At 69.3% G+C, this 21,516-nt stretch carries 19 protein-coding genes, 1 tRNA gene and 1 pseudogene; 15 read left to right on the top strand and 6 right to left on the bottom strand.

Features of this window, described 5'->3' with window-relative positions:
- The 3 genes and pseudogenes from AB0F91_RS32305 to AB0F91_RS32295 all read left to right on the top strand — a co-directional run.
- Positions 1-1,287 (top strand): annotated as a pseudogene (locus AB0F91_RS32305) (error-prone DNA polymerase); the annotation flags it as partial.
- Positions 1,288-1,798: 511 nt separating this feature from the next.
- Entirely contained in the window at positions 1,799-2,386 is a 588-nt protein-coding gene (locus tag AB0F91_RS32300) for a hypothetical protein (RefSeq protein ID WP_360603647.1), read from the top strand.
- Positions 2,387-2,548: 162 nt separating this feature from the next.
- Positions 2,549-2,683, top strand: a complete 135-nt coding sequence (locus tag AB0F91_RS32295) for a hypothetical protein (protein WP_360603645.1) — start codon at positions 2,549-2,551, stop codon at positions 2,681-2,683.
- Here AB0F91_RS32295 and AB0F91_RS32290 read toward each other — a convergent pair.
- From AB0F91_RS32290 to AB0F91_RS32275, 4 genes are all read right to left on the bottom strand, one after another.
- Complete coding sequence (locus tag AB0F91_RS32290) at positions 2,680-2,916, bottom strand: hypothetical protein (protein ID WP_360603643.1); 237 nt, start codon at positions 2,914-2,916, stop codon at positions 2,680-2,682. The genes AB0F91_RS32295 and AB0F91_RS32290 overlap by 4 nt on opposite strands.
- Before the next feature lie 59 nt (positions 2,917-2,975).
- The gene (locus AB0F91_RS32285) at positions 2,976-4,346 is read right to left on the bottom strand and encodes a tyrosine-type recombinase/integrase (protein ID WP_360603641.1); all 1,371 of its coding nucleotides are present in this window, start codon (positions 4,344-4,346) and stop codon (positions 2,976-2,978) included.
- 123 nt (positions 4,347-4,469) lie between these two features.
- A tRNA-Thr gene (locus tag AB0F91_RS32280) sits at positions 4,470-4,542 on the bottom strand.
- A 120-nt stretch (positions 4,543-4,662) separates the two neighbouring features.
- On the bottom strand, positions 4,663-5,190 hold the full coding sequence (locus tag AB0F91_RS32275) for an NlpC/P60 family protein (protein WP_360603639.1): 528 nt from the start codon (positions 5,188-5,190) through the stop codon (positions 4,663-4,665).
- A gap of 510 nt (positions 5,191-5,700) precedes the next feature.
- On the opposite strand from AB0F91_RS32275, the gene AB0F91_RS32270 reads away from it, so the two are divergent.
- The 6 genes from AB0F91_RS32270 (at position 5,701) to AB0F91_RS32245 (ending at position 13,800) form a co-directional block, all read left to right on the top strand.
- The gene (locus AB0F91_RS32270) at positions 5,701-7,206 is read left to right on the top strand and encodes a threonine/serine exporter family protein (protein ID WP_360603665.1); all 1,506 of its coding nucleotides are present in this window, start codon (positions 5,701-5,703) and stop codon (positions 7,204-7,206) included.
- Between the two features lie 83 nt (positions 7,207-7,289).
- Positions 7,290-8,732 (top strand): trehalose-6-phosphate synthase, encoded by a 1,443-nt coding sequence (locus tag AB0F91_RS32265; protein WP_360603637.1) that lies wholly within the window; start codon positions 7,290-7,292, stop codon positions 8,730-8,732.
- Positions 8,733-8,771: 39 nt separating this feature from the next.
- Positions 8,772-11,306 (top strand): trehalose-phosphatase, encoded by a 2,535-nt coding sequence (gene otsB / locus AB0F91_RS32260; RefSeq protein ID WP_360603635.1) that lies wholly within the window; start codon positions 8,772-8,774, stop codon positions 11,304-11,306.
- Between the two features lie 152 nt (positions 11,307-11,458).
- The gene (locus AB0F91_RS32255; RefSeq protein WP_360603633.1) at positions 11,459-11,989 is read left to right on the top strand and encodes a hypothetical protein; all 531 of its coding nucleotides are present in this window, start codon (positions 11,459-11,461) and stop codon (positions 11,987-11,989) included.
- A 60-nt stretch (positions 11,990-12,049) separates the two neighbouring features.
- The gene (locus tag AB0F91_RS32250; protein WP_360603631.1) at positions 12,050-12,670 is read left to right on the top strand and encodes a sigma-70 family RNA polymerase sigma factor; all 621 of its coding nucleotides are present in this window, start codon (positions 12,050-12,052) and stop codon (positions 12,668-12,670) included.
- Positions 12,667-13,800 (top strand): hypothetical protein, encoded by a 1,134-nt coding sequence (locus AB0F91_RS32245; protein ID WP_360603629.1) that lies wholly within the window; start codon positions 12,667-12,669, stop codon positions 13,798-13,800. Before AB0F91_RS32250 ends, AB0F91_RS32245 begins: the two co-directional genes overlap by 4 nt.
- Here the strand turns inward: AB0F91_RS32245 and radA are convergent, their stop codons facing one another.
- Both radA and AB0F91_RS32235 read right to left on the bottom strand, forming a co-directional pair.
- Positions 13,801-15,162, bottom strand: a complete 1,362-nt coding sequence (radA, locus tag AB0F91_RS32240) for a DNA repair protein RadA (protein WP_360603628.1) — start codon at positions 15,160-15,162, stop codon at positions 13,801-13,803.
- A 35-nt stretch (positions 15,163-15,197) separates the two neighbouring features.
- On the bottom strand, positions 15,198-15,839 hold the full coding sequence (locus tag AB0F91_RS32235) for a hypothetical protein (RefSeq protein ID WP_360603627.1): 642 nt from the start codon (positions 15,837-15,839) through the stop codon (positions 15,198-15,200).
- Positions 15,840-16,124: 285 nt separating this feature from the next.
- Here AB0F91_RS32235 and AB0F91_RS32230 point away from each other — a divergent pair, with 285 nt between their 5' ends.
- The 6 genes from AB0F91_RS32230 to rlmB all read left to right on the top strand — a co-directional run bounded on the left by AB0F91_RS32230 (position 16,125) and on the right by rlmB (position 21,468).
- Positions 16,125-16,616 (top strand): CarD family transcriptional regulator, encoded by a 492-nt coding sequence (locus AB0F91_RS32230; RefSeq protein ID WP_033294400.1) that lies wholly within the window; start codon positions 16,125-16,127, stop codon positions 16,614-16,616.
- A 64-nt stretch (positions 16,617-16,680) separates the two neighbouring features.
- The gene (locus AB0F91_RS32225; protein ID WP_360603625.1) at positions 16,681-17,352 is read left to right on the top strand and encodes a 2-C-methyl-D-erythritol 4-phosphate cytidylyltransferase; all 672 of its coding nucleotides are present in this window, start codon (positions 16,681-16,683) and stop codon (positions 17,350-17,352) included.
- A gap of 5 nt (positions 17,353-17,357) precedes the next feature.
- The gene (gene ispF / locus AB0F91_RS32220; protein ID WP_360603663.1) at positions 17,358-17,822 is read left to right on the top strand and encodes a 2-C-methyl-D-erythritol 2,4-cyclodiphosphate synthase; all 465 of its coding nucleotides are present in this window, start codon (positions 17,358-17,360) and stop codon (positions 17,820-17,822) included.
- A 531-nt stretch (positions 17,823-18,353) separates the two neighbouring features.
- The gene (locus AB0F91_RS32215) at positions 18,354-19,040 is read left to right on the top strand and encodes an HAD family hydrolase (protein WP_360603623.1); all 687 of its coding nucleotides are present in this window, start codon (positions 18,354-18,356) and stop codon (positions 19,038-19,040) included.
- A 42-nt stretch (positions 19,041-19,082) separates the two neighbouring features.
- Positions 19,083-20,471 (top strand): cysteine--tRNA ligase, encoded by a 1,389-nt coding sequence (gene cysS, locus AB0F91_RS32210; RefSeq protein WP_360603621.1) that lies wholly within the window; start codon positions 19,083-19,085, stop codon positions 20,469-20,471.
- Positions 20,472-20,508: 37 nt separating this feature from the next.
- Positions 20,509-21,468, top strand: a complete 960-nt coding sequence (gene rlmB / locus AB0F91_RS32205) for a 23S rRNA (guanosine(2251)-2'-O)-methyltransferase RlmB (protein ID WP_360603619.1) — start codon at positions 20,509-20,511, stop codon at positions 21,466-21,468.
- Positions 21,469-21,516: the final 48 nt, after the last annotated feature.

Here is a 21,516-nt window from a genome sequence, read left to right as displayed (position 1 = left end):
CTGATCCGGCCCGGCCCGATCCAGGGCGGCTCCGTGCACCCCTACATCCGCCGCCGCCGCGGCGAAGAACAGTGGGAACACGAGCACAAGCTGCTCGCGCCCGCGCTCGAGCGCACGTTGGGGGTGCCGTTGTTTCAGGAGCAGGTGATGCAAATGGCCCGCGACGTCGCGTCCTTCACTCCCACTGAAGCTGATCAGCTGCGCCGCGCCATGGGCTCGAAACGCTCCAGCACGAAGATGCGAAGGCTGGCCGGCCGGTTCTTCGCAGGGGCCAAAGCCAACGGGCTGTCCGACGACCTCGCGAAACGGGTCTTCGAGCAGATCCACGCCTTCTCCGGCTACGGCTTCCCCGAAGCCCACTCCATGAGCTTCGCGCTGCTGGTCTACGCCAGCGCGTGGTTCAAGCGCTACTACCCCGCCGCGTTCTGCGCCGGCCTGCTGCGCGCCCAACCCATGGGCTTCTACTCACCCCAGTCCCTCGTCGCCGACGCCCGCCGCCACGGCGTGCGCACCCACCAGCCCGACGTCAACCTCTCCCTGCCCCACGCCACCCTCGAACCCGACGCCGACTCCCAAGGTGGTGTGGCAATTCGCCTCGGGCTCGCGGGGATCCGCCAGGTCGGGCAGGACATCGCGGAACGGATCGTCGCCGAACGCGACGCCGGCGGCCCCTACACCTCGATCGGGCAACTGACCGAGCGGGTCCAGCTCGACCGGCCCGTCGTCGAAGCCCTCGCCACCGCCGGCGTGTTCACCGGCCTCGGCCCGGACCGCCGCGCCGCCCTATGGGCCGCTGGCGCCGCCGCCGCGACCCGCGCCGAGCACCTGCCCGGCCTGGCCATCGGCCACGACGCCCCTGCCCTGCCTGGCATGAGCGCGTTCGAGCTCGCGTCAGCGGACCTGTGGGCCACCGGCATCACCGCCGGCCGTCACCCCATCGAATTCCTGCGCGACCACCTCGACCAGCTCGGCGCCATCCCCGCCGGCCGGCTCCTCGACGTCGCCGATGGCACCCGGATCAAGGTCGGCGGCGCGGTCACCCACAAACAGCGCCCCGCGACCGCCGGCGGGATCACCTTCCTCAACCTCGAGGACGAGACCGGCATGGCGAACGTGATCGTGTCGATCGGGCTCTGGCGCCGGCACCGGCAGCTGTGGCTGTCCAGCCCGGCCCTGCTCGTGCGCGGCATCGCCCAAGTCGGGCAGGGCACCGTGTCCCTCGTCGCCGACCATGTCACCCCGCTCGACCTCAAGAGCCTGGCGGCCGCGTCGAGGGACTTCCGCTGATCCCGCTGCGGCCACATCGGTTCAGCACCTTCTCATTGAGGCAGACATGTCAGGGGGCATGACGACCCTGCGCCCGCCGCCATGCCCCTACTGAGGTACCAGGTCAGCCAGCCGTCGGCGTCAGTGGATCCGGCCGAGATCGCCCTGTGCCCGAACTGCCACGCGGCCAAGACACGTGGTCGCAACCGCGGGACGCTCAAGCGGCACCTGCGTGCGCGGGCTGCAGCCTTACATCAGCGCGCTCTCGATCCGATGACCGGCTGATCCGGTCACGCAAAGGGCTCCGAGTTGTGGAGGCACCAGCGAACGCGGAGGCGATCATGCGGTTGGCTAGCAACACGTACTTCACCGCTTGGCTGACATCGACCACCGCACTGCTGTCGTCCAGGTCGTGCGTGGCCTTGTTTCGCAGGTCGCGAAGCTCCTCGAAAGCGACGTACTCCGCAGAGCCCAGCACTACTTGTGCGACTCGATCCGGAAGGTGGGCTACCGAGCGTGGTACACCTGCTGAATGTCGTTGCCGGCGGGAATCCAGACCGCGCTGATCAGTGCGGGCACGGCCGCGGCCGTCGCGCTTCTCATCGAATACCTGGCGAAGCCAAGCCTTGAAGCTCGTAAAGATCGGATCCTCGAACAAGGCCGTGTGCGGCGTGATGTGCGAGCGCGAATTCTGTCGCTAGGGATGAGGGTGAGCGGGCTCGCGCCGAGGATGGCTGGCGATCGGTCTCCGGACATCGAGAGGGTCGAGAACCTAGCAGCCGAAACGCAACGTCTCGCGGATGACGCACTGAAGCTCGAGCAGTTGTGGGGTCGTGACCGGTGGGTTGTGGTCGTCTCGCCCCTTTGGGACGCCAAGGCCCAGATGGACGAGCTACTCGAGCTACTGCACTATGAAACTGAAGTCAACGATGAAAACGTCGACGATTTCGTCAGCAGGATGAACGGATACGTCGATCAAGCCACGACCGACATAGCTCGCGCGCGAGAGTTTCTCGTTCTACCTAAGTGGCGGTTCCTGACCTGGCGACGAGCCATAGCGATCGAGACGCCGCCTAGCTCGTATCCCAACTTGGAACAAATGTCGCCCCCGCGTGACTAGCAGGCTGGGGCGACGTGGTTAGCCCGCTCGCAGACGTCACCAGTGACGTCTGCTTTTGGTGGCGTTCGCGTCGATGGTGCGGTGGTGTGGTGGCGGTGGTCGCCCGCTGGCGAGGTCCATGGAGATGCTCCCGTCGGTCAGTCGGACAAGGCGTGCAGGAAAGTGACGGCGGTTTCGGCCGGGCTCGCGTTCACGACGCGGTGCGCCGACTGGGAACGACGCGAGGACCCGGACGGACAAGGTCTGCCCCGGGCGAAGGTGAGCGACGACAAGACGTTGGCTGCCGTTGTCCTCTAGCGCTGCTCCGAGCTGATGAACCAAGAGTCTGACTCGACGTCAATGGGCTCATCAACCCAAGGCTGCACGATGGCAGCGATCTGCGCCGTCATCCGCCACATGTCCACGATCCAGCCCTCGGGCGTCACCTCGACTTGCCCGCGCAACGGCTCGATGACCTCTGGTGGGAGATCCCACGACCGATCGAGGAACTCGTCCGCACCAAACCTCTCGACCATGTTGACCACAAGCACGGCGTGACTGTAGCCAGGGCCGCCCCACCCGGCGGTCTTCATGGTTGGCAGGACATGCTCTATCCGCCGAGCTTCGGCATCGTGCCGGCGATGGTAGCCGCGGCCACTCTGTCCGCGGCTCCAACCCATGCTGCGTAATGTCGAAGTGTTGTGCTGCCATCTCCATGCCCAAGGCGGCCCGCAACCGTGCGTAGATCGACTCCAGCCGTGAGCAACTGCGTCGCGGAGTAGTGCCGCAGCTCCTTGAGCTGCGTCTTTATGCCCAATTTGGCCGCGAGTCGACCGTACCGACGCGTCAACGAGCTCGGATCGCGTGGCGCGCTGAAGTCGGGGCGTGCCGAGAAGACCCAGGTCTGGCCGGTCAGACTGATCCCCAATGCCGCCAGTTGCTTCGAGGTCTCCTCCTTGAGCTGCTGAAGGAGGCGAACAGTGTCCGGGTCGAGCGATACGCGTCGTCCCTGGTGAGTCTTCGTGTCTTTGAGGATCATTCCATCGGGCCCACGCACATAGTTCTCATCAAGAACCACGGCTCCGGCGTCAAGGTCGATGTCCTCCCATTGAAGGGCGACGACCTCGCCTCGGCGGGCTCCCGTGACCGCCGAAAGCCACACGTAGGTACCCCACTCCAAGCTGCTCTGATGTGCCGCCTCGATGATTCGCGCCATGTCCTGAGTGGACGGTGGCCGCGGCTGGGTCTTGCGCTTGCTCGGCAGGCGCACCGCAGGCGCCGGGTTGTACGGGATCCGTTTCCATCGAACGGCGGCACTCAGCGCGCCACTGATGATCCCGTGGATTGCACGGATGGAGGACGCGGAGTACGGCTCGCAACGGTGCGGTTGACACTCGATCACCTGGCAACCGGATCCCAAGCAATCGTGGCTGGTAAGCCAATCCCGGGGCGGCCGGCCCGGGCCCCGTCGATGTTGCACGACGCGACACTCGTGCGGACCAGATGCCCGGTGCTCAATGAACGGTTTCCCATCGCAGCGACGGCGGCAGCGTCGAAGATCCGCATAGAGACGCTCCAGCCGCTCGGATGCATCCCGCATGAGCAGCACCAGCGGCACCTCGCCAAGAACTGGCCTGATGTGGTCACGGATCATCCACTCGTAGTTCATGCGGGTCGTCGGATCGATCTCAGCCTGCGGGAGCCACTGATCCAAGAGGGCGCCAAAGGTCGACTTTGTCCGCGCGACTTTAAGGGAATCTGCCTCAGCCTGAAGTCGCGTTCGGACCTTCTCGGCTTCCTTCATGGCAGCGCGTTCGAAGCGCTCAACCCCGGGACGCTCGATCGTGACCGACTCAGTAAGCACGATCCTGTCTCCCGTCACCGGGTCTTTGCCCGCGGAAATCCGCACCTGCAAAGAGTCGCGGTGCCGACGGATGCTTCCCCGCTGTCGCCCGCCCTCGGCTGCCCCCTTGATCGACACGGGCTGAAACTAGCACGCCCCGTGGACCGATCCGTGGACCAAGATCAACAAGAGGTTCAGACGGCGGCGGCCTCAGCGGTCTCCAAGTCGCAAAATACCTGATCAACGCCATGATCGTGACGGAGCCGGCAAGGGGGCTCGAACCCCTGACCTTCTGTTTACAAGACAGATGCTCTACCAGCTGAGCTATACCGGCCGACGTCCCGCGCCGCAGCCCAGGACGAGAGAAGTATATCGGCCTGCCGCCACTCGGCGGCACCCGGAAGGCGGCTGCGGGGGAACAGCCGCGCGACCGGGTGCCGGCGCGTGTGGCCCGTCAGACGCGGCGGGCGTTGTGGAACGGCATCGAGGACAGCGGCGACAGCTTCACCGGAACTCCGGGCCGGCTGGCGTGCAGGACCATGCCGCCGCCGGCGTAGATGCCGACGTGGCTCACTGGCGTGTAGAAGAACACCAGGTCACCGGGCTGCAGCGCGGCCTTGGAGACGGCGACGCCCGCCGTGGACTGCAGGCGCGAGCTATGCGGCAACGCGACGCCGACCTGCTTGAACGCCCAAACGACGAGACCGGAGCAGTCGTAGGCGTTCGGACCGGCCGCGCCCCAAACGTAGGGCTTGCCCTGCTGGGTCAGGGCGCGGCCGAGAGCAGTGGCGCCAACCCGAGCGTTGGCCGACGCGGAGGCGGCCGGCGCCGCGGTCGCGGCGGACGCGGTGCTCGCGAGGACCGGGCCGGCAGTGGCCGACATCGCGGCGGCCAGGGCGGTCGCCGTCAGGGCGGCGCGGACGAAGCGCCGCTTACGGGACGGCGCGGCTTCGGATCGAACTTCGAATCGGTGGAGTGCCATGTCGGGGTAAGACTCCTTCTCGGGGGACCGAAATCGCAGGTAACTGCGAGACCACGGGCACATTACGAAACGAAATATGGGTATGCACCAAAGAGTGATCAGTCGCACAGATCAACAATTACCGACTGCAGGTAAGCGCAAATGTCGAGTAGTGCCAGCTGCAATTTACCGGCCGTTTAACTTCCATCTACCAGCAAAGACGAACCAGAAACCGACACGCGAGATGCACTCAACTGAATTCCGGAAAGCTCATTTCGAAACCGGTTTCACCAGGAATTCCGCACGCACCGCAGGCGTCGGCCGGGCCACGTCGGCCCGAGCTCGCCCAGACCACCCCGACCCCCAGCTCAACACCGAAAACGAGCGCCTCGGGCGACCCTGCGAGACGATCACAGACAGACGTGGTGCACACCACTTCCGGATCAGTGCAACGGTCGGGACGCGTCGGCCGATGGTTCCCGGGAACGTCGAGCAGAACGACGCCAGATGGACGAGGAGGTGGGATCGATCATGAAGATCAACGAACGCGCCGACCAGGGGATTCACCGCAGACGGTGGCCGATCCTGGAGCCTCCCCGGCCAAGCTCGAACCAGCGGCACCGGCCGAACCTCCTGCGACGCCGCGCATGGCACATCCTCGAGGCGCCGACGGCCGAACAGCCGGCGGTCGAGAGCGAAGAGGCACTGGGCCCGCAGCCGCCCGACGACGCGACGGTCAACTTCGTCCTCGATCTGACGCTGCGCATCGGCGAGGTGCAGATGGCCAGCGGCGCCGGCGCGTCCGACGTGACCGCGACGATCCTCGCGCTCACCGCCGCGCTCGGACTGCCCCACTGCGAGGTCGACGTGATCTTCACGTCGATCACCGTCACCTGCCACCGCGGCACGGACCTGGCGCCTGTCACGGCGTTGCGAGTGGTCCGTTCGCGCAGCCTCGACTACACGCGGCTCACGGAGGCCGAGATCCTCGTGCGCAAGATCGTCCGCGGCAACATGGGTGCCGAGGAAGCGCACACGGAGCTGGAGCGCATCACGGCGGCGCCGCACCCGTACCCGCGCTGGGTCGCCACGATCGCGTGGGGCGGACTGGCCGCGTTCATCACGCTGCTGCTCGGCGGCGGCCTCGACGTGGCCGTGGTGGCGTTCGTGATCTCCTCGGTCGTCGACCGGCTCGGCCGGCTGCTCAACCGCTACCACCTGCCGTTCTTCTTTCAGCAGGTCGTCGGCGGGCTCGTCGCGACCCTGTCGGCGATGGCGATCGTGAGCAGCAAAGTCCTCACCACCGACCGCCCGACGCTCGTGGTCGCCGCGGCCGTCACGGTGCTGCTGTCCGGGCTCTCCACCGTCTCGGCGGTGCAGGACGCGATCACCGGCTACAACGTCACGGCCGCCGGCCGCACGATGGAGACCGCGCTGATGTCCGCGGGCCTCATCACCGGCGTGGTACTGGCCCTGAAGATCGCCGTGATGCTCGGCTTGCCGAGCACGCCGCTGCCGGAGGTCATCAACTCGACCCCGCAGCAGCTGCCCATCGTGGTCATCACGGGCGCCGGCGCGGCCGCGTGCTTCGCCCTGGCGTCCTACTCGACGCTGCGCGCGCTGCTCGTCGCCGCGGCGGCGGGTGCCATCGGCGCACTCGTGTACGGCTCGCTGATGCTCACGCAGTTCGACGCCGTGAGCTCGTCGGCCATCGCGGCCACGCTCGTCGGCTTCTGCGGCGGCCTGATGGCGCGGCGGCTGCGCGTCACACCCCTCGTCGTGGCCGTGTCCGGAATCACTCCTCTGCTGCCCGGCCTGTCCACCTATCGTGGTCTATACCAATTAGGAGTCGAGCCCGGCGGCAACATCTCGACACTGATGACGGCCGTTGCCATCGGGCTCGCGCTCGCAGCGGGCGTTGTCCTGGGTGAATACCTCGCGCAACCCGTCCGGAGGCGGCTCGGGCGGCTCGAACGCAAGCTCGCCGGACCGCGGATGGCGGGACCGCTGGAGCCGTCGGAGCGCCGGCTGGAGTAACCGGTTGACCACCTGCCGGGCACCAGGCGCACGCTAGGGTTTCACTGGGGCCGCGACCCGCGGATAACGAGGGAGCAGCTGTAGTGACTGACGAGCGCAAGACCGCACCGTCCGCCGATTTCGTCGTGGTGGCCAACCGGCTGCCCGTCGACCTGGAGCGCACGCCGGACGGCGGCCAGCGCTGGACGGCGAGCCCCGGCGGGCTCGTCTCCGCGCTCGAACCGTTCCTGCGCTCGCGCAAGGGCGCGTGGGTCGGCTGGCCCGGCGTCCCCGACGTCGACGTCGAGGAGTTCGACGACGACGGCTTGGTCCTGCACCCGGTCACCCTCTCGTCCGCCGAGGTCCGCGACTACTACGAGGGCTTCTCCAACGCCACGCTCTGGCCGCTCTACCACGACGTCGTCGCGCCGCCGGTGTTCGACCGCGCGTGGTGGGACAGCTACGTGAAGGTCAACCGCCGCTTCGCCGAGGCCAGCGCCCAGGTCGCGGCCCACGGCGCCACGGTGTGGATCCAGGACTACCAGCTGCAGCTCGTGCCCACGATGTTGCGCGAGCTGCGGCCCGACCTGCGTATCGGCTTCTTCCTGCACATCCCCTTCCCGCCGGTCGAGCTGTTCATGCAGCTGCCGTGGCGCGCCGAGATCGTGCGCGGGCTCATCGGCGCCGACCTCATCGGCTTCCACCGGCCCGGCGGCGCGCAGAACTTCCTGTGGCTGGCCCGCCAGCTCGTCGGCCTCGAGCCGACCCGCGGCGCCGTCGGCGTGCGGTCTCGGCCCGGCATGGTGCAGGTCGGCGACCGCACCGTGCGCGTCGGTGCGTTCCCGATCTCCATCGATGCCGCCGGCCTCGACAGCCTCGCGCGCAGCAAGGGCGTGATCGAGCGCGCCAAGCAGATCCGCCGCGACCTCGGCAACCCGAAGGCGGTGATGCTCGGCGTCGACCGCCTCGACTACACCAAGGGCATCGACCTGCGGCTGCAGGCCCTGCACGAGCTGCTGCACGAGGAGCGCATGCAGCCCGAGGACGTCGCGTTCGTGCAGCTGGCCACCCCGAGCCGCGAACGCGTGGAGCACTACCAGCGCATGCGCGGCGAGATCGAACAGATGGTCGGCCGCATCAACGGCGAGTTCGCACGGGTCGGTCACCCGGTCGTGCACTACCTGCACCAGTCCGTGAACCGCACCGAGCTGGCCGCCTTCTTCTCCGCCGCCGACGTGATGGTGGTGACGCCGCTGCGCGACGGGATGAACCTCGTCTGCAAGGAATACGTCGCCTGCCGCCACGATCTCGGTGGCGCGCTCGTCCTCAGCGAGTTCGCCGGCGCGGCCGCCGAACTGACCAGCGCATTCCTGGTCAACCCGCATGATCTGGACGGGGTGAAGAACGCGTTGGTGGCTGCTATTACGCTCGACCCCGCCGAGGGCCGACGCAGGATGCGCGCCATGCGTCGCCAGGTCCTCACCCACGACGTCGACCGGTGGGCGCGCTCGTTCCTGCAGGCGCTGGGTGCGGAGCCGGTCGACTGACCTCCCCCCGTACCGCGCTGGACCTCCTGAGGAGGAGTGTTGACCGCCGAGGCGTTGCCTGCGGAGCTACGGCGCGCGATCGTGCAGATCGCCCGTACCCCGCGCCTGCTGGTCGCCTGCGACTACGACGGCACGTTGGCCCCGATCACCGCCAACCCCGACGAGGCCCGGCCGCTGCCGGAGTCCGTCGGCGCACTCAGATCTCTGGCCGGTCTGCACGAGACCACCACAGCCGTGATCTCAGGTCGCGCACTGCGTGACCTGGCGACGCTGTCGCGCCTGCCCGCCGAGGTGAACCTCGTGGGCAGCCACGGCTCCGAGTTCGACATCGGGTTCATCCATGCCCTCGACGACAAGGCGCGTGCGCTGCACCGCCGGCTCGAGGCGGAGCTGGAGAACCTGGTGCTCGACGTGCCGGGCGTGTCGCTCGAGGTCAAGCCCGCGAGCATCGCGGTGCACGTGCGCCGAGCCGAGCACGAGGCCGGTCGCCGCGTGCTCGCCGACGTGCACGAGGGCCCGTCGACCTGGGAAGGCGTGTCGACCACCGACGGCAAGGAGGTCGTGGAGCTCGCGGTCGTCCAGACGGACAAGGGGCGCGCGCTCGACACCCTGCGCCACCAGGTGGGCGCCACCGCCGCCATCTTCCTGGGCGACGACGTGACCGACGAGAAGGCGTTCGCGCGCTTGTCGGGCCCGGACCTGGGCATCAAGGTGGGCGAGGGCGAGACGCTCGCGACTTACCGCGTGCCCGACACCGTCGACGTCGCGCTGGTGCTCGGGTTCCTCTTGGAGGAACGGCGGAACTGGCTCTACGGCGAGTCGGCGCCGCCCATCGAGCGGCTGTCGATGCTGGCCAACGAGCGCTCCGTCGCGCTCGTGACGCCGGACGCGAAGCTCACGTGGCTGTGCCACCCGGGCCCCGACGCGCCGGCCGTGTTCGCCGACCTGCTCGGCGGGCCCGGCGCAGGAGCCTTCTCGATCAAGCCGCACCGCAACGGCCTCCCGCTGGGCCAGCGCTACCTGCCGAACACGATGACGGTCGAGACGCGCTGGTCGCGCCTGCTCGTGACCGACTACCTCGAGCCGGAAAGCCCTTCGCACCGCACGGACATCGTGCGCGTGATCTCGGGCGAGACCGCGGCGGACGTGCTGTTCGCGCCGCGGCCGGAGTTCGGCGGTGTGCCCGTGAAGCTGGTCGCCGAGGGCGACGGGCTGCGGGTGCTGGGCACGTCGGAGCCGTTCGTGCTCCGCTCGCCGGGCGTGGCGTGGACCATCACGTCCGACGGACTGCACGACACCGCGACCGCACTCGTGCAGCCGACGCCGGACAACCCCGTGGTGCTCGAACTCCGTTGCGGCACCACGGATCTCGGCCCCCACGAACTGTCCGAAATAGACCGTCGCGACCGCGCGGGCCGGTACTGGAGCGACTGGGCGGCCAAGCTCAAGCTGCCGACGGTGCAGGCCGAGCTGGTGCGCCGCTCCGCGCTCACACTGCGCGGGCTGGTCAACACCGACACCGGTGGCGTGCTGGCGGCGGCCACCTCGTCGCTGCCCGAGGAGATCGGCGGCGTCCGCAACTGGGACTACCGCTACTGCTGGATCCGCGACGCGTCCATGACGGTGCGCGAACTGGTGCACCTCGGGTCCAACGAGGAAGCCGAGGGCTACCTGGAGTGGTTGCACGGCGTGCTGTCCACTTTGGCCGGTCCGGAGCGCCTGCACCCGCTGTACACGCTGGCCGGCAGCGTGATCGGCGCCGAGGCCGTGATCGAGTCGCTGCCCGGGTACGCCGGTTCGCGGCCCGTGCGCGTCGGCAACCTGGCCAACCACCAGGTGCAGCTCGACGTGTTCGGCCCGGTCGTGGAGCTCGTGGTCACCCTGGCCGACGCGCGCGGCGAGCTGCGCGACGAGGACTGGCAGATGGTGCGCGCGATGGCCGAGGCCGTCACGCGGCGCTGGAACGAGCCGGACCACGGCATCTGGGAAGAGCGGCACGTGCCGCGCCACCGGGTGTACTCGCGGGTGATGTGCTGGGTGACGATCGACCGCGCGGTGAAGCTCGGCCACGAGTACGGCCGCGACGTGCCGGGCGCCTGGCCGGAGCTGCGTGAGCGCATCAAGGCCGACGTGCTGGAGCACGGCTGGAACGACGAGGTCCAGGCCTTCACCACGGCGTACGACGGCACCGACCTCGACGCCGCGTCGCTCTTCGTGGGCCTCACCGGCCTGATCGACCCGGCCGACGAGCGCTTCCAGCGCACAGTGACCGCGATCGAGGCCGAGCTGCGCAGCGGTTCCACGGTGTACCGCTACCGCCGCGACGACGGCCTGCCCGGCGGCGAAGGCGGGTTCCACATCTGCGCCGCGTGGCTGATCGAGGCGTACCTCATCACCGGCCGCCGCAACGAGGCCGAGGAGCTGTTCACGCAGATCGTCGGCTCGGCGGGCCCCACGGGCCTGCTGCCGGAGCAGTACGACCCGATCGCCGAGCGTTCGCTGGGCAACCACCCGCAGGCGTACTCGCACATCGGCCTCATCCGGTGCGCGAACCTGCTCGCCGAGAAACTGTGAACACCTGTCACCGGCCTAATCGCGTTAGCACAGGTCGGTGACAAGTGCCGTGAAGGTCACCTTGAGAGAGCAGGCGTCCCTTAAGGTGACCTTCACGAGCATCTGCACGTTCATTCGGCGCTCGGACGCAGGGCGGTGCAGGAGGTGACGGGATGAAGCAGTACTACGGCGAAGCCACGGACTACGCCCCGCTGCCCCCGCTCTTCGCCCGCCGTGTGCGCAACGGCTCCGTGATCACGGGCGTCGCCCTGCTGTTCGGCACCGCATTCGTGTTCGGCCTCACGGCGTTCGTGAACCGCCCACTGCACGGGCACAGCCTCCCCGACGCGCCCGTCGGCGTCATCGGCCTGCTGCTTCCGACACTCTCGGTGGTGATGACGGCCATCGTCGTCTTCGCCTGCCGCAGTTGCCTGCGGGGCGACTACCTCGTGGTCGCCCGCGCCCGAGCCGCGCGCGCGGCGCTGGTCGCGTGCTTCACGGCGACCGTCGTCACCTGCCTGCTCGCCCTCACCGCGTCGGCGCTCGTGGACCTGTGGAGCGACCACGACCGCCTCGGCGCCACGGACCTGCTGGCCACCTTCGCGAACTTCGCCCTGGGCGTGCTCGGCTACGCGGCGGGCCTGTTCTATGTCCGCCCGTCCGTCACGACGCTGGAGAAGTTCAGCGACCACCCGATCTGGTGAGTCCGGTCACTCCGTGAACGCCACGGTGAACGTTGCGGAGATCTGCGGGCAACACAGGGCATGCAGGTGATCCACGACGGTCCGGAGGCGGCGTTGCCGGACTCGTTCGACCGTCCCGACCTGGGCGTTCCCGATCCGGCGCCCGTGTTCGGGCGGCTCTTCGACGCACATTCGCGCCAGCTGCACCGTTACCTCGCGCGCCGAGTCGGCGACGACGCCGCCCACGACCTCGTGGCCGAGACGTTCCTTGTCGCGCTGCGGCGGCGCGAGTCGTACCGACCGGACCTGGGCACGGCGCGCTCGTGGCTGTACGGGATCGCGACGAACCTGCTGCGCCACCACATCCGCAGCGAGACGCGAGCGCTGAGAGCGACCGCGCGGCTCGCGGCGACCGGCGAGCACGCCGCGGCCGGGCACGACGGCCGCGTCGCCGAGCAAGTGGACGCCCAGACCCGCGCGGCCCAGCTCGCCGGCGCACTGGCGAAGCTCAACGCCGCCGACCGCGACACGCTGCTGCTCGTGTCGTGGGCCGGGCTCGAGCCGACGGAGGTAGCCGAAGCACTGGGCGTGCCGCCTGGCACGATCCGCTCGCGGCTGCACCGCATCCGGCGCTGGCTGCGGGCCAATGCCGCGTCCGTCCAGAGCACCACCGAGACCGCCGAGGAGGCGAACGAACTGTGAACGACGACAACGTGCGCCACCTGTGGTCCGACGCCGAGCTCGACGAAGCCCTCGACGCCCTGCACCCCCACGTCCGCACGGACCCCGCGGAGCTGGACCGCGCCCGCGCGACGCTGCTGCGGGCCGCCGCCGCCGAAACCGGCCACGCGCACATCGCTCCTCCGGCGAAGAAGCAGCGTGGCGGCACGTGGCGCTGGATCGCCGTGGCCGCGGCCGTCGCCGTCGTGACCGGTGGCGTGGTCGTGGCCCGCGAGGTGGTCGAGCGTCCCGCCACGGTCGCCCCGGCGGCCACGGCGATCACCGACGTGCAGCCCGGTCCCGGTCAGTACACCCACGTGACCAACACCTACACGGACATCGAGTGGGTGGCCGACCGCAGCGCGTTCGCCGTGCAGCAGAAGGTCGAGTTCTGGATCCCCGCGGACCGGTCGGACCTGTGGATGCGCAAGTGGACCCGCGATGGCGACCCGGTGGTCATCACGGGCCAGCCGGACGACAAGGCGAGCCTGCCCGGCCCTGACTCCACCACGCAGATCGCCGCGGGCGGCGACTTCAAGGCGCCGTTCCCCCACCCCGGCGGCTGGAACGCGGACGTCCCCGGCAGCTGGTACCGGCCGACCCCGGCGTTCGTCGAGAACCTGCCGACGGCTCCCGAAGCTCTGCTGAAAGAAGTCGCGAGCGCGCCGCCTCCGCCCCAGCGGTTCTCCGACAGCGCCACGGAGATCCTGCCGCCGATGCAGTCGTACCGCGGCCTCTTCGAGGAACCGACCGGCGCGAAGACACCGCAGCCGCCGAGCCCCGGGTCCGCGGTCGCGGCCTACGCGGCGCCCGGCGGCACCCAGATGCGCCTGCTCACCGTGCTCGCCTCGGGGCTCGCACCGCGCCCGGTGCGCGCGGCGATCATCGACCTTCTGCGCGGCCAGGCCACCGCATGGAAGGCGGACGCCGACACCGAGACCTACACGGTCAGCTACGGCAACCACCAGCTGGTGGTCCACGTCAACACCACGACCTCCGAGCTGATCAGCGCGAAGAACGTCACGAACGAGAACTTCTATGGGATCCACCCGGGCGAGACGCTCAGCAACGCGAAGTTCAGCTTCGAGATCACCAGCGAATTCGGGTCGTGATCACTTCGCGTGGTTGGCGGCGTTGAGCGCACTGGCGACGTCGCCGACCTCGAGCGCGCGGATGCCGTCGGGCAGCTTGCCGGAGTCGGGTGGCACGAGGGCGTGGGTGTAGCCGAGGCGCGCGGCCTCGGCGAGGCGGCGCGCGACGTTGGGCACCCGGCGCACCTCGCCGGCCAGCCCGACCTCGCCGACGGCGACCAGGCGCTGGGACAACGCGACGTCGTGCATCGACGACGTCAGCGCCAGGACCAGCGCCAGGTCGATCGAAGGCTCGGTGATCTTCATCCCACCGACGGTGGCGACGTAGACGTCCTTGTCACCCAGCTTCAGCCGGCCGCGCTTCTCCAGCACGGCGAGGACCATCGCCACGCGCGAGGAGTCGAGGCCACTCACCGCACGCCTGGGCTGCGGCATGCTCGTGCTCGACACCAGTGCCTGCACCTCGCCCAGCAGCGGCCGTTTGCCCTCCATGGCGACCGTGATGGCCGTGCCCGGCACCGGTTCGGCGGTGCGGCTCATGAACAGCCCGGACGGGTCGGCCACGCCGACGATGCCGCCCTCGGTGAGCTCGAAGCAGCCGATCTCGTCGGCCGCGCCGAAGCGGTTCTTGATGCCGCGCACCATGCGCAGCGTCGAGTGCTTGTCGCCCTCGAACTGCAGCACGACGTCCACGAGGTGCTCCAGGACACGCGGGCCGGCGACCGAGCCGTCCTTCGTCACGTGGCCCACCAGCACCACGGGCAGCCCCCGTTCCTTGGCGAGCGCCACCAGCCCCGCCGCAACCGCGCGCACCTGCGTGACCCCACCCGGCGAGCCCTCCACCTGCGGTGACGCCATCGTCTGCACCGAGTCGACGATCAGCACACCCGGCTTCACGGCGTCGACGTGGCCCAGGACCGCCGACAGGTCGCTCTCGGCCGCGAGGAACATCTCGCCGTGCACGTTGCCCGTGCGCTCGGCCCTAAGCCGGACCTGCCCGGCCGACTCCTCACCGGTGACGTACAGGGAGCGCCCGGCCGTTTTCGCCCATTGGAACGCCACTTCGAGCAGCAGGGTCGACTTGCCGACACCGGGTTCGCCGGCCAGCAGCACCACGGCGCCGGGCACGAGCCCGCCACCGAGTACGCGGTCGAGTTCGGAGACGCCCGTCGCCTTCGCGCGGGCCGTTTCGACGTCGACCTCGCCGATGGGCCGCGCGGGCGCGCTCGGCGCACCCGCAGCCACTCGCGTGATCGCCGGTTTGACCCCGCCCCGCTCTTCGAGCGAGCCCCAGGCCTGGCACTCCGGGCAGCGGCCGAGCCACTTCGCGGCTTCGTACCCGCATTCCGCGCACCGGTAGACGGTGTTGGTCTTCTTCACCACGCGCCGAGGCTATCGGCGGGCACCGACAAAAACCGTCAGGGCTCGACGTGCGCCGGCGCGGCGACCGGCATCGCGACGGTGATCGGGCCAGCGTTGCGGAAGGTGAAGGTGACGTTGATCGTCATGCCCGGCCACAGCGGCTGCGTGAGGTCCTGCAGCACGACCGTGCCCTGGCCCAGCTTCGTGGCCGCGCCGCCGTCGCCCGGCGATGCGCTGCTCGTGGCGGTCGGAGCGCCCGAGGAGGTGGTGTCACTGGGCGGCGTGGAAGCCGAGCTCGACGTGGTCGGCGCGGCCTGCTCGTTGGTCGACTCGACGGCGTCGTCCGGGCCGATGACCAGCGTGTGACCGGCGACGATGTCGGTGGCACCGCTGATCTGCGCCGGCGACTTCGTGCCCTCCGAGCTGACCGAGACGAGCTGGTCGTCCTGGGCGCCCTGGTTGACGATCGTGAGCGTGAGCGGCGCGGGCTGGCCGGCCGAGTAGGCGGCGCCCTGCGCGGGGTACTGGACTGCGGCGTCACGCAGCACCAGGGTCTTCACCTGCGCGTACGTGCCGTTGACCGCAGGCTGCTGCGTGTCGGTCTGGGTGATCTGACCGGCCCCGCAACCGGCGAGCACCAGCGCGGCACCGAGCGCCGACACACCTGCGCCGAGCACGCGACGTTTCTGCAGCCTCACGTCGGAGTCCTTCCATCTCACGGCCTCGTCACGACGAAGACTAGCCGGGCGCCCGCACGCGCGCGGAACCGGTGGGGCCCAAAGGTGCGCCGAGACCCAAGATCAACCGTCCAATTAGGATTTCACACCTGCCGATCAATGCCTTCCCCATCACCTGCATGAGCACGGGCGATTCAGGTTTGTCAACCCCCGCCAAGCCGCTGACCTGCGACGACGATCCCGGGCCGCTAGGTGGCCATCTGAAGACCGTGCTAAGATGGAATCAGCGAAAGGGGCAGAGGACACATGGTTTTCAAGGTCGGAGAGACCGTCGTCTACCCGCACCACGGTGCCGCACTCATCGAAGCCATCGAGACCCGCGTGATCAAGGGCGAGGAGAAGAAGTACCTCGTCCTCAAAGTCGCGCAAGGGGATCTTACGGTTCGCGTGCCTGCTGACAACGCCGAGATCGTCGGTGTGCGTGATGTCGTCGGGCAAGAAGGACTGGACAAGGTTTTCGACGTACTGCGTGCTCCCCACACCGAAGAGCCCACAAACTGGTCTCGTCGGTACAAGGCCAACCTGGAGAAGCTCGCCTCCGGCGATGTGAACAAGGTGGCCGAAGTGGTGCGCGACCTCTGGCGGCGAGAGAAGGACCGCGGACTTTCAGCCGGCGAGAAGCGCATGCTGGCGAAGGCGCGGCAAATTCTGGTCAGCGAGCTCGCGCTCGCGGAAGGCACCGACGAGGACAAGGCGGAAACACTCCTCGACGAAGTTCTGGAAACCGCGACAGTCTGACCCCCGGGGTCATCCGGCTCCCGGCGGAGGCCCCGGGCAGCCACTTCTCTACGATCACGACCCGATGAACCAGCCGGTGCAGAGCGTCGCGTTCGTGACTGTCGCATACCACATCGCCGATGAAGAGCGTGCTCTCACGACGGTGAACGGTGAAGTTCTTCTCAGGCACACCGTGCGGGGGCTACTCGGCACACCGGAGCTCGATCTGGTGGTCGTGTCAGCCCCTTCTCGGTGTGCCGAGTCGTTTTCGGACGCGCTTTCGGACCTCGGTTCCGAGCTGTCCGATCGTTGCCGGTTCGTCCCCGCCGCGTCGCTCCGGCAGGTTTTCTCCGCCGTCGAGCCTTGGCTTTCCCCTGGTGCGGTGGTTCTCGTCCACGACGCCCTGCGCGCCTTCGCTCGACAACGGACTGTCCGTGATGTACTGACCACGGTCCGCGCAGGTGCGTCTGTCGTAGTCCCGGTGCTCCCGATGGCGGACACCGTGAAGGCGACCGACGGCGGCTTGATCACCGCCACCGTCGACCGCGACGGTTTGCGCACGGCCCAGACCCCCGTCGGCTTCTCGCTCGACGCGTTCCGCGCGGCGCTGGCTTCGAGCCCCACCCCCGGCCTCGACTCCGTGGCCGGCGCGACCACCGTCCCCGGCGATCCCGACGCCATGCGCGTCGCGAGCGCCTTCGAACTCACACTCGCCGAAGCCCTCGTGGCCGGCGGCGACCAGGAGGCCCCGCTGTGACCGACCTGCGTGTGGGCAACGGCGTCGACGTCCACCCCGTCGAACCCGGCCGCGACTGCTGGATGGCCGGCCTGCTCTGGCCCGGCGTCGACGGCTGCGCCGGCCACTCCGACGGCGACGTCGCCTCCCACGCCCTGTGCGACGCCCTGCTGTCCGCCGCCGGACTCGGCGACCTCGGCGCCGTCTTCGGCACCGGCGACCCCCGCATGGACGGCGCCCACGGCACCGACATGCTCGCCGAAGTCCGCGCCCTGCTCGAAGGCGAAGGCTGGCGCGTCGCCAACGCCACCGTCCAGATCATCGGCAACCACCCCCGCGTCGGCAAACGCCGCACCGAGGCCCAAGATGCCCTCGGCACCGCCATCGGCGCCCCGGTCAGCGTCACCGGCACCACCACCGACGGCCTCGGCCTCACCGGCCGCGGCGAAGGCATCGCCGCCGTCGCCACCGCCCTCCTCATCCGCGACTGACCACCCCCCAACCCCCCAACCGCCCGCCCCAACGCGGCATTGGTTGCACTCAACGCACCCAATGCGGCGTTCGGTGCGCTCAACACAACGAACGCCACATTGGGGCGCTTCGGCCAACCCCAACCGCCGGCCGCCTGCCCAACTCACCACCCACCCGAGCCACGCGAGCACCGCCCCACCGCCACCCTCACCACCCACCCCCGCCACCCGGGCCACGCGCAGCACCTCACCAACCGCCACCCGACCACCCAGCGGAACCTGCACCCAGCCCCGCCCCGGCACCCCGATCCGAAGCCTCCTTGCGGCCGGCGAGCCGTTGTCAAGGCACGCTTTCCCGCCTTGACAACGGCTCACCGGCCGTCAACACAATCCAGCTTCGGGGTGCCCCCACGCAACACGCCCTGCGAGGACCTACAACCAACCCACCAGACCCGAGAACCCCACCAGACCCGAGAACCGCCCTCCGAGGACCCGAAACCCCACCCCACCAGACCAGCCCCAGCGAGACCCCCACCTCGTTACAGTGGCCGCGTGGCCATCAACGCAGTCCTCTTCGACTTCTCCGGCACCCTCTTCCGACTGGAGCAGGACGCCTCCTGGCTCACCGACGTCATCGACGACCACGGCCAGTCCCTCGACCTCGAAGCCCAGACCGAGCTCATGCGCCGCATGACCGCCCCCGTCGGTCAGGTCGTCGAGCTCGACGCCGAGTACCAGCAGGCCTGGAACGACCGCGACCTCGATCCCGACCTGCACCGCAAGGTCTACCTCGAAGTCCTCTCCCGCTCCGGCGTCCCCCACCGCGACCAGGCCGAGGCCCTCTACAACCGCCTCATCACCCCCAGCGAGTGGACGCCCTACCCCGACACTGAGGCCGCCCTCAAACTCGGCGCCTCGGCCGGCCGCAAAGTCGGCGTGCTGAGCAACATCGCCTTCGACATCCGCCCCGCCTTCACCCAGCGCGGCTGGGACACCCACGTCTCCTCGTTCGTGCTGTCGTTCGAGGTCGGAGCCGTCAAACCGCAGCCCGAGATCTTCCGCGCCGCCATCGACCAGCTCGGCGTAGGCGCCGAAGAGACCCTGATGATCGGCGACAGCGAAGAGGCCGACGGCGGCGCCCGCGCGCTGGGCTGCGCGTTCGAACTCGTCGACCCGCTCCCCACCGCCGAACGGCCGGACGCACTTCTCGGAGCTTTGCGCAAGCACGACGTCTTTTGACGTCGTGCGACATCGCCCACACCGACCCCGTACCCTTTATGGGTGGCCCTACACCTGTTCGACACCGCGACCCGTGCCCCTCGGGAGTTCGTTCCCGTCCGCAGCGGAACGGCGTCCATCTACCTGTGTGGCGCCACCGTGCAGGGCGTGCCCCACATCGGGCACGTGCGCGGAGTGCTGAACTACGACGTCCTGCGGCGCTGGCTCCTCCACAGTGGACTCGACGTGCTCCTGGTCCGCAACGTCACCGACATCGACGACAAGATCCTCACCAAGGCCGCCGATGCGGGCCGGCCGTGGTGGGAGTGGGCGACCACGCACGAGCGCGCGTTCGAGAAGGCCTACGACGACCTGGGCTGCCTCCCGCCGTCGGTCAACCCCCGCGCGACCGGGCACATCACGCAGATGATCACGCTCATGCAGCGGCTGATCGACAGCGGGCACGCGTACGCGGCCGACGGTGACGTCTACTTCTCCGTGAAGTCGTTCGACGGCTACGGCAAGCTGTCGGGGCAGCAACTCGACGAAGTGCAGCAGGGCGAGACGCCGACCCGCGGCAAGCGCGACTCGCGCGACTTCACGCTGTGGAAGAGCGCGAAGCCGGGCGAGCCGTCGTGGCCGACGCCGTGGGGCGACGGACGGCCGGGCTGGCACCTGGAGTGCTCGGCGATGTCGACCAATTACCTCGGCGCGGAGTTCGACATCCACGGCGGCGGCGTCGACCTGGTCTTCCCGCACCACGAGAACGAGCGCGCACAGTCGAACGCCGTCGGCGACCCGTTCGCGCGGTACTGGCTGCACAACGCGTGGGTGACGATGTCCGGCGAGAAGATGTCGAAGTCGCTGGGCAACACCGTGTCGATCCCGGCGATGCTGGAGCGCTACCGCGCCCCCGAGCTGCGCTACTACCTCGTGCAGCCGCACTACCGCTCGACCGTCGAGTACTCCGACGGCGCGGTCGCGGAGGCGGCGCAGGGTTACCGCCGCATCGAAGCGTTCCTGCGGCGCGCGGCGGCCGCCGGTGAGGTGCTCGCCGGCGCGGTGCAGCCGGATTTCGCCACCGCGATGGACGACGACCTGGCCACGCCGGCCGCGTTTGCCGTGGTGCACAACACGGTGCGTGACGGTAATGCCGCGCTCGACGCGGGCGATACCCCCAAGGCACTCGAACTGGCTTCCTCGGTGCGCGCGATGACCGACGTGCTCGGCATCGACCCGCTCTCGGACCGCTGGGCCGACGGCGGCGGCAGCGAGACCCCCGTTCGCGAAGCGCTCGACGAGCTTGTACAAGGCTTGCTGGCCGAACGCCAGGAGGCGCGCGCCGCGAAGGACTTCGCGCGCGCGGACGCCGCCCGTGACCGCCTCACGCAGGCGGGCATCGTGGTTGAGGACACCCCGAACGGTCCGCAGTGGACGGTCAGGAACTCCTGATCCGTTCCACTGCGGTGGATTAAGGACTCGGTTACACATGGCAGGCAACTCACGGCGTCAGGGCGCCGTCCGCAAGACCGGCACCAAGAAGGGCCAGGTCGTCGGCTCCGGCGGGCAGCGGCGCAAGGCGCTCGAGGGCAAGGGCCCCACGCCGAAGGCCGAGGACCGGCCCGGGCACAAGGCGTACCGCGCCGCCAACGCCGCGAAGACGCGGGAGCAGGCGCGGCAGAAGAAGGCCGACCGCCCGGAGCTCATCGCCGGCCGCAACCCGGTCGTCGAGGCACTGCGCGCCGACGTCCCGGGCACCGCGCTGTACGTGGCGGTGAACATCGAGATCGACGACCGCGTGAACGAGGCCGTGCGCCTGGCCGCCGACAAGGGCATCTCCATTCTGGAGATCCCGCGCGAGGAGCTCGACCGCAAGACCAACCGCGCCATGCACCAGGGCCTGGGCCTTCAGGTGCCGCCGTTCGAGTACGCCCACCCGGACGACCTCATGGAAGCAGCGCGCGACTCCGGCAACACCCCGCTGTTCGTCGCGCTGGACGGTGTGACCGACCCGCGCAACCTCGGCGCGGTGATCCGGTCGGCCGCCGCGTTCGGCGCCCAGGGCGTGCTCCTGCCCGAACGCCGCAGCGCCGGCATGACGGCCGTCGCGTGGCGCACGAGCGCCGGCACGGCCGCCAAGCTCCCCATCGCCGTCGCGACGAACCTCACGCGCCAGCTGCGCGCCTGGGCGTCGAAGGGCCTGATGATCGTGGGCCTCGACGCGGACGGCACTGTGGACATCGACTCCCTGGAGCTCGCGGCGGACCCGCTGGTCATCGTCCTGGGCTCCGAGGGCCGTGGCCTCTCGCGCTTGGTGCGCGAAACCTGCGACGCCACGGTGTCGATCCCGATGGCGGCGGGCGTCGAGTCCCTGAACGCCTCGGTGGCCGCCGGCGTGCTCCTGGCGGAGGTCGCGCGCCGTCGCCGGGTGGCGGGCCGGCTGAGCTGACGTTTCTGTTCGATTGCTGCCGGGTTGCCTGTTGTCGAGGCGGCCCGG

This window comes from Amycolatopsis sp. NPDC023774, assembly GCF_040639695.1.
Classification (GTDB): Bacteria; Actinomycetota; Actinomycetes; order Mycobacteriales; family Pseudonocardiaceae; genus Amycolatopsis.
Note: the sequence above shows the minus strand (reverse complement) of the source record. Positions and strands in the feature narration are given on the sequence as shown.

Bases quoted from the DNA above. Each gene is read 5' to 3' on its own strand.
- AB0F91_RS32230 (WP_033294400.1), top strand. From the start codon at position 16,125: ATGGTTTTCAAGGTCGGAGAGACCGTCGTCTACCCGCACCACGGTGCC.
- AB0F91_RS32275 (WP_360603639.1), bottom strand. From the start codon at position 5,190: ATGGCACTCCACCGATTCGAAGTTCGATCCGAAGCCGCGCCGTCCCGT.
- AB0F91_RS32270 (WP_360603665.1), top strand. From the start codon at position 5,701: ATGAAGATCAACGAACGCGCCGACCAGGGGATTCACCGCAGACGGTGG.
- AB0F91_RS32255 (WP_360603633.1), top strand. From the start codon at position 11,459: ATGAAGCAGTACTACGGCGAAGCCACGGACTACGCCCCGCTGCCCCCG.
- AB0F91_RS32225 (WP_360603625.1), top strand. From the start codon at position 16,681: ATGAACCAGCCGGTGCAGAGCGTCGCGTTCGTGACTGTCGCATACCAC.
- AB0F91_RS32300 (WP_360603647.1), top strand. From the start codon at position 1,799: ATGTCGTTGCCGGCGGGAATCCAGACCGCGCTGATCAGTGCGGGCACG.
- rlmB (WP_360603619.1), top strand. From the start codon at position 20,509: ATGGCAGGCAACTCACGGCGTCAGGGCGCCGTCCGCAAGACCGGCACC.
- AB0F91_RS32250 (WP_360603631.1), top strand. From the start codon at position 12,050: ATGCAGGTGATCCACGACGGTCCGGAGGCGGCGTTGCCGGACTCGTTC.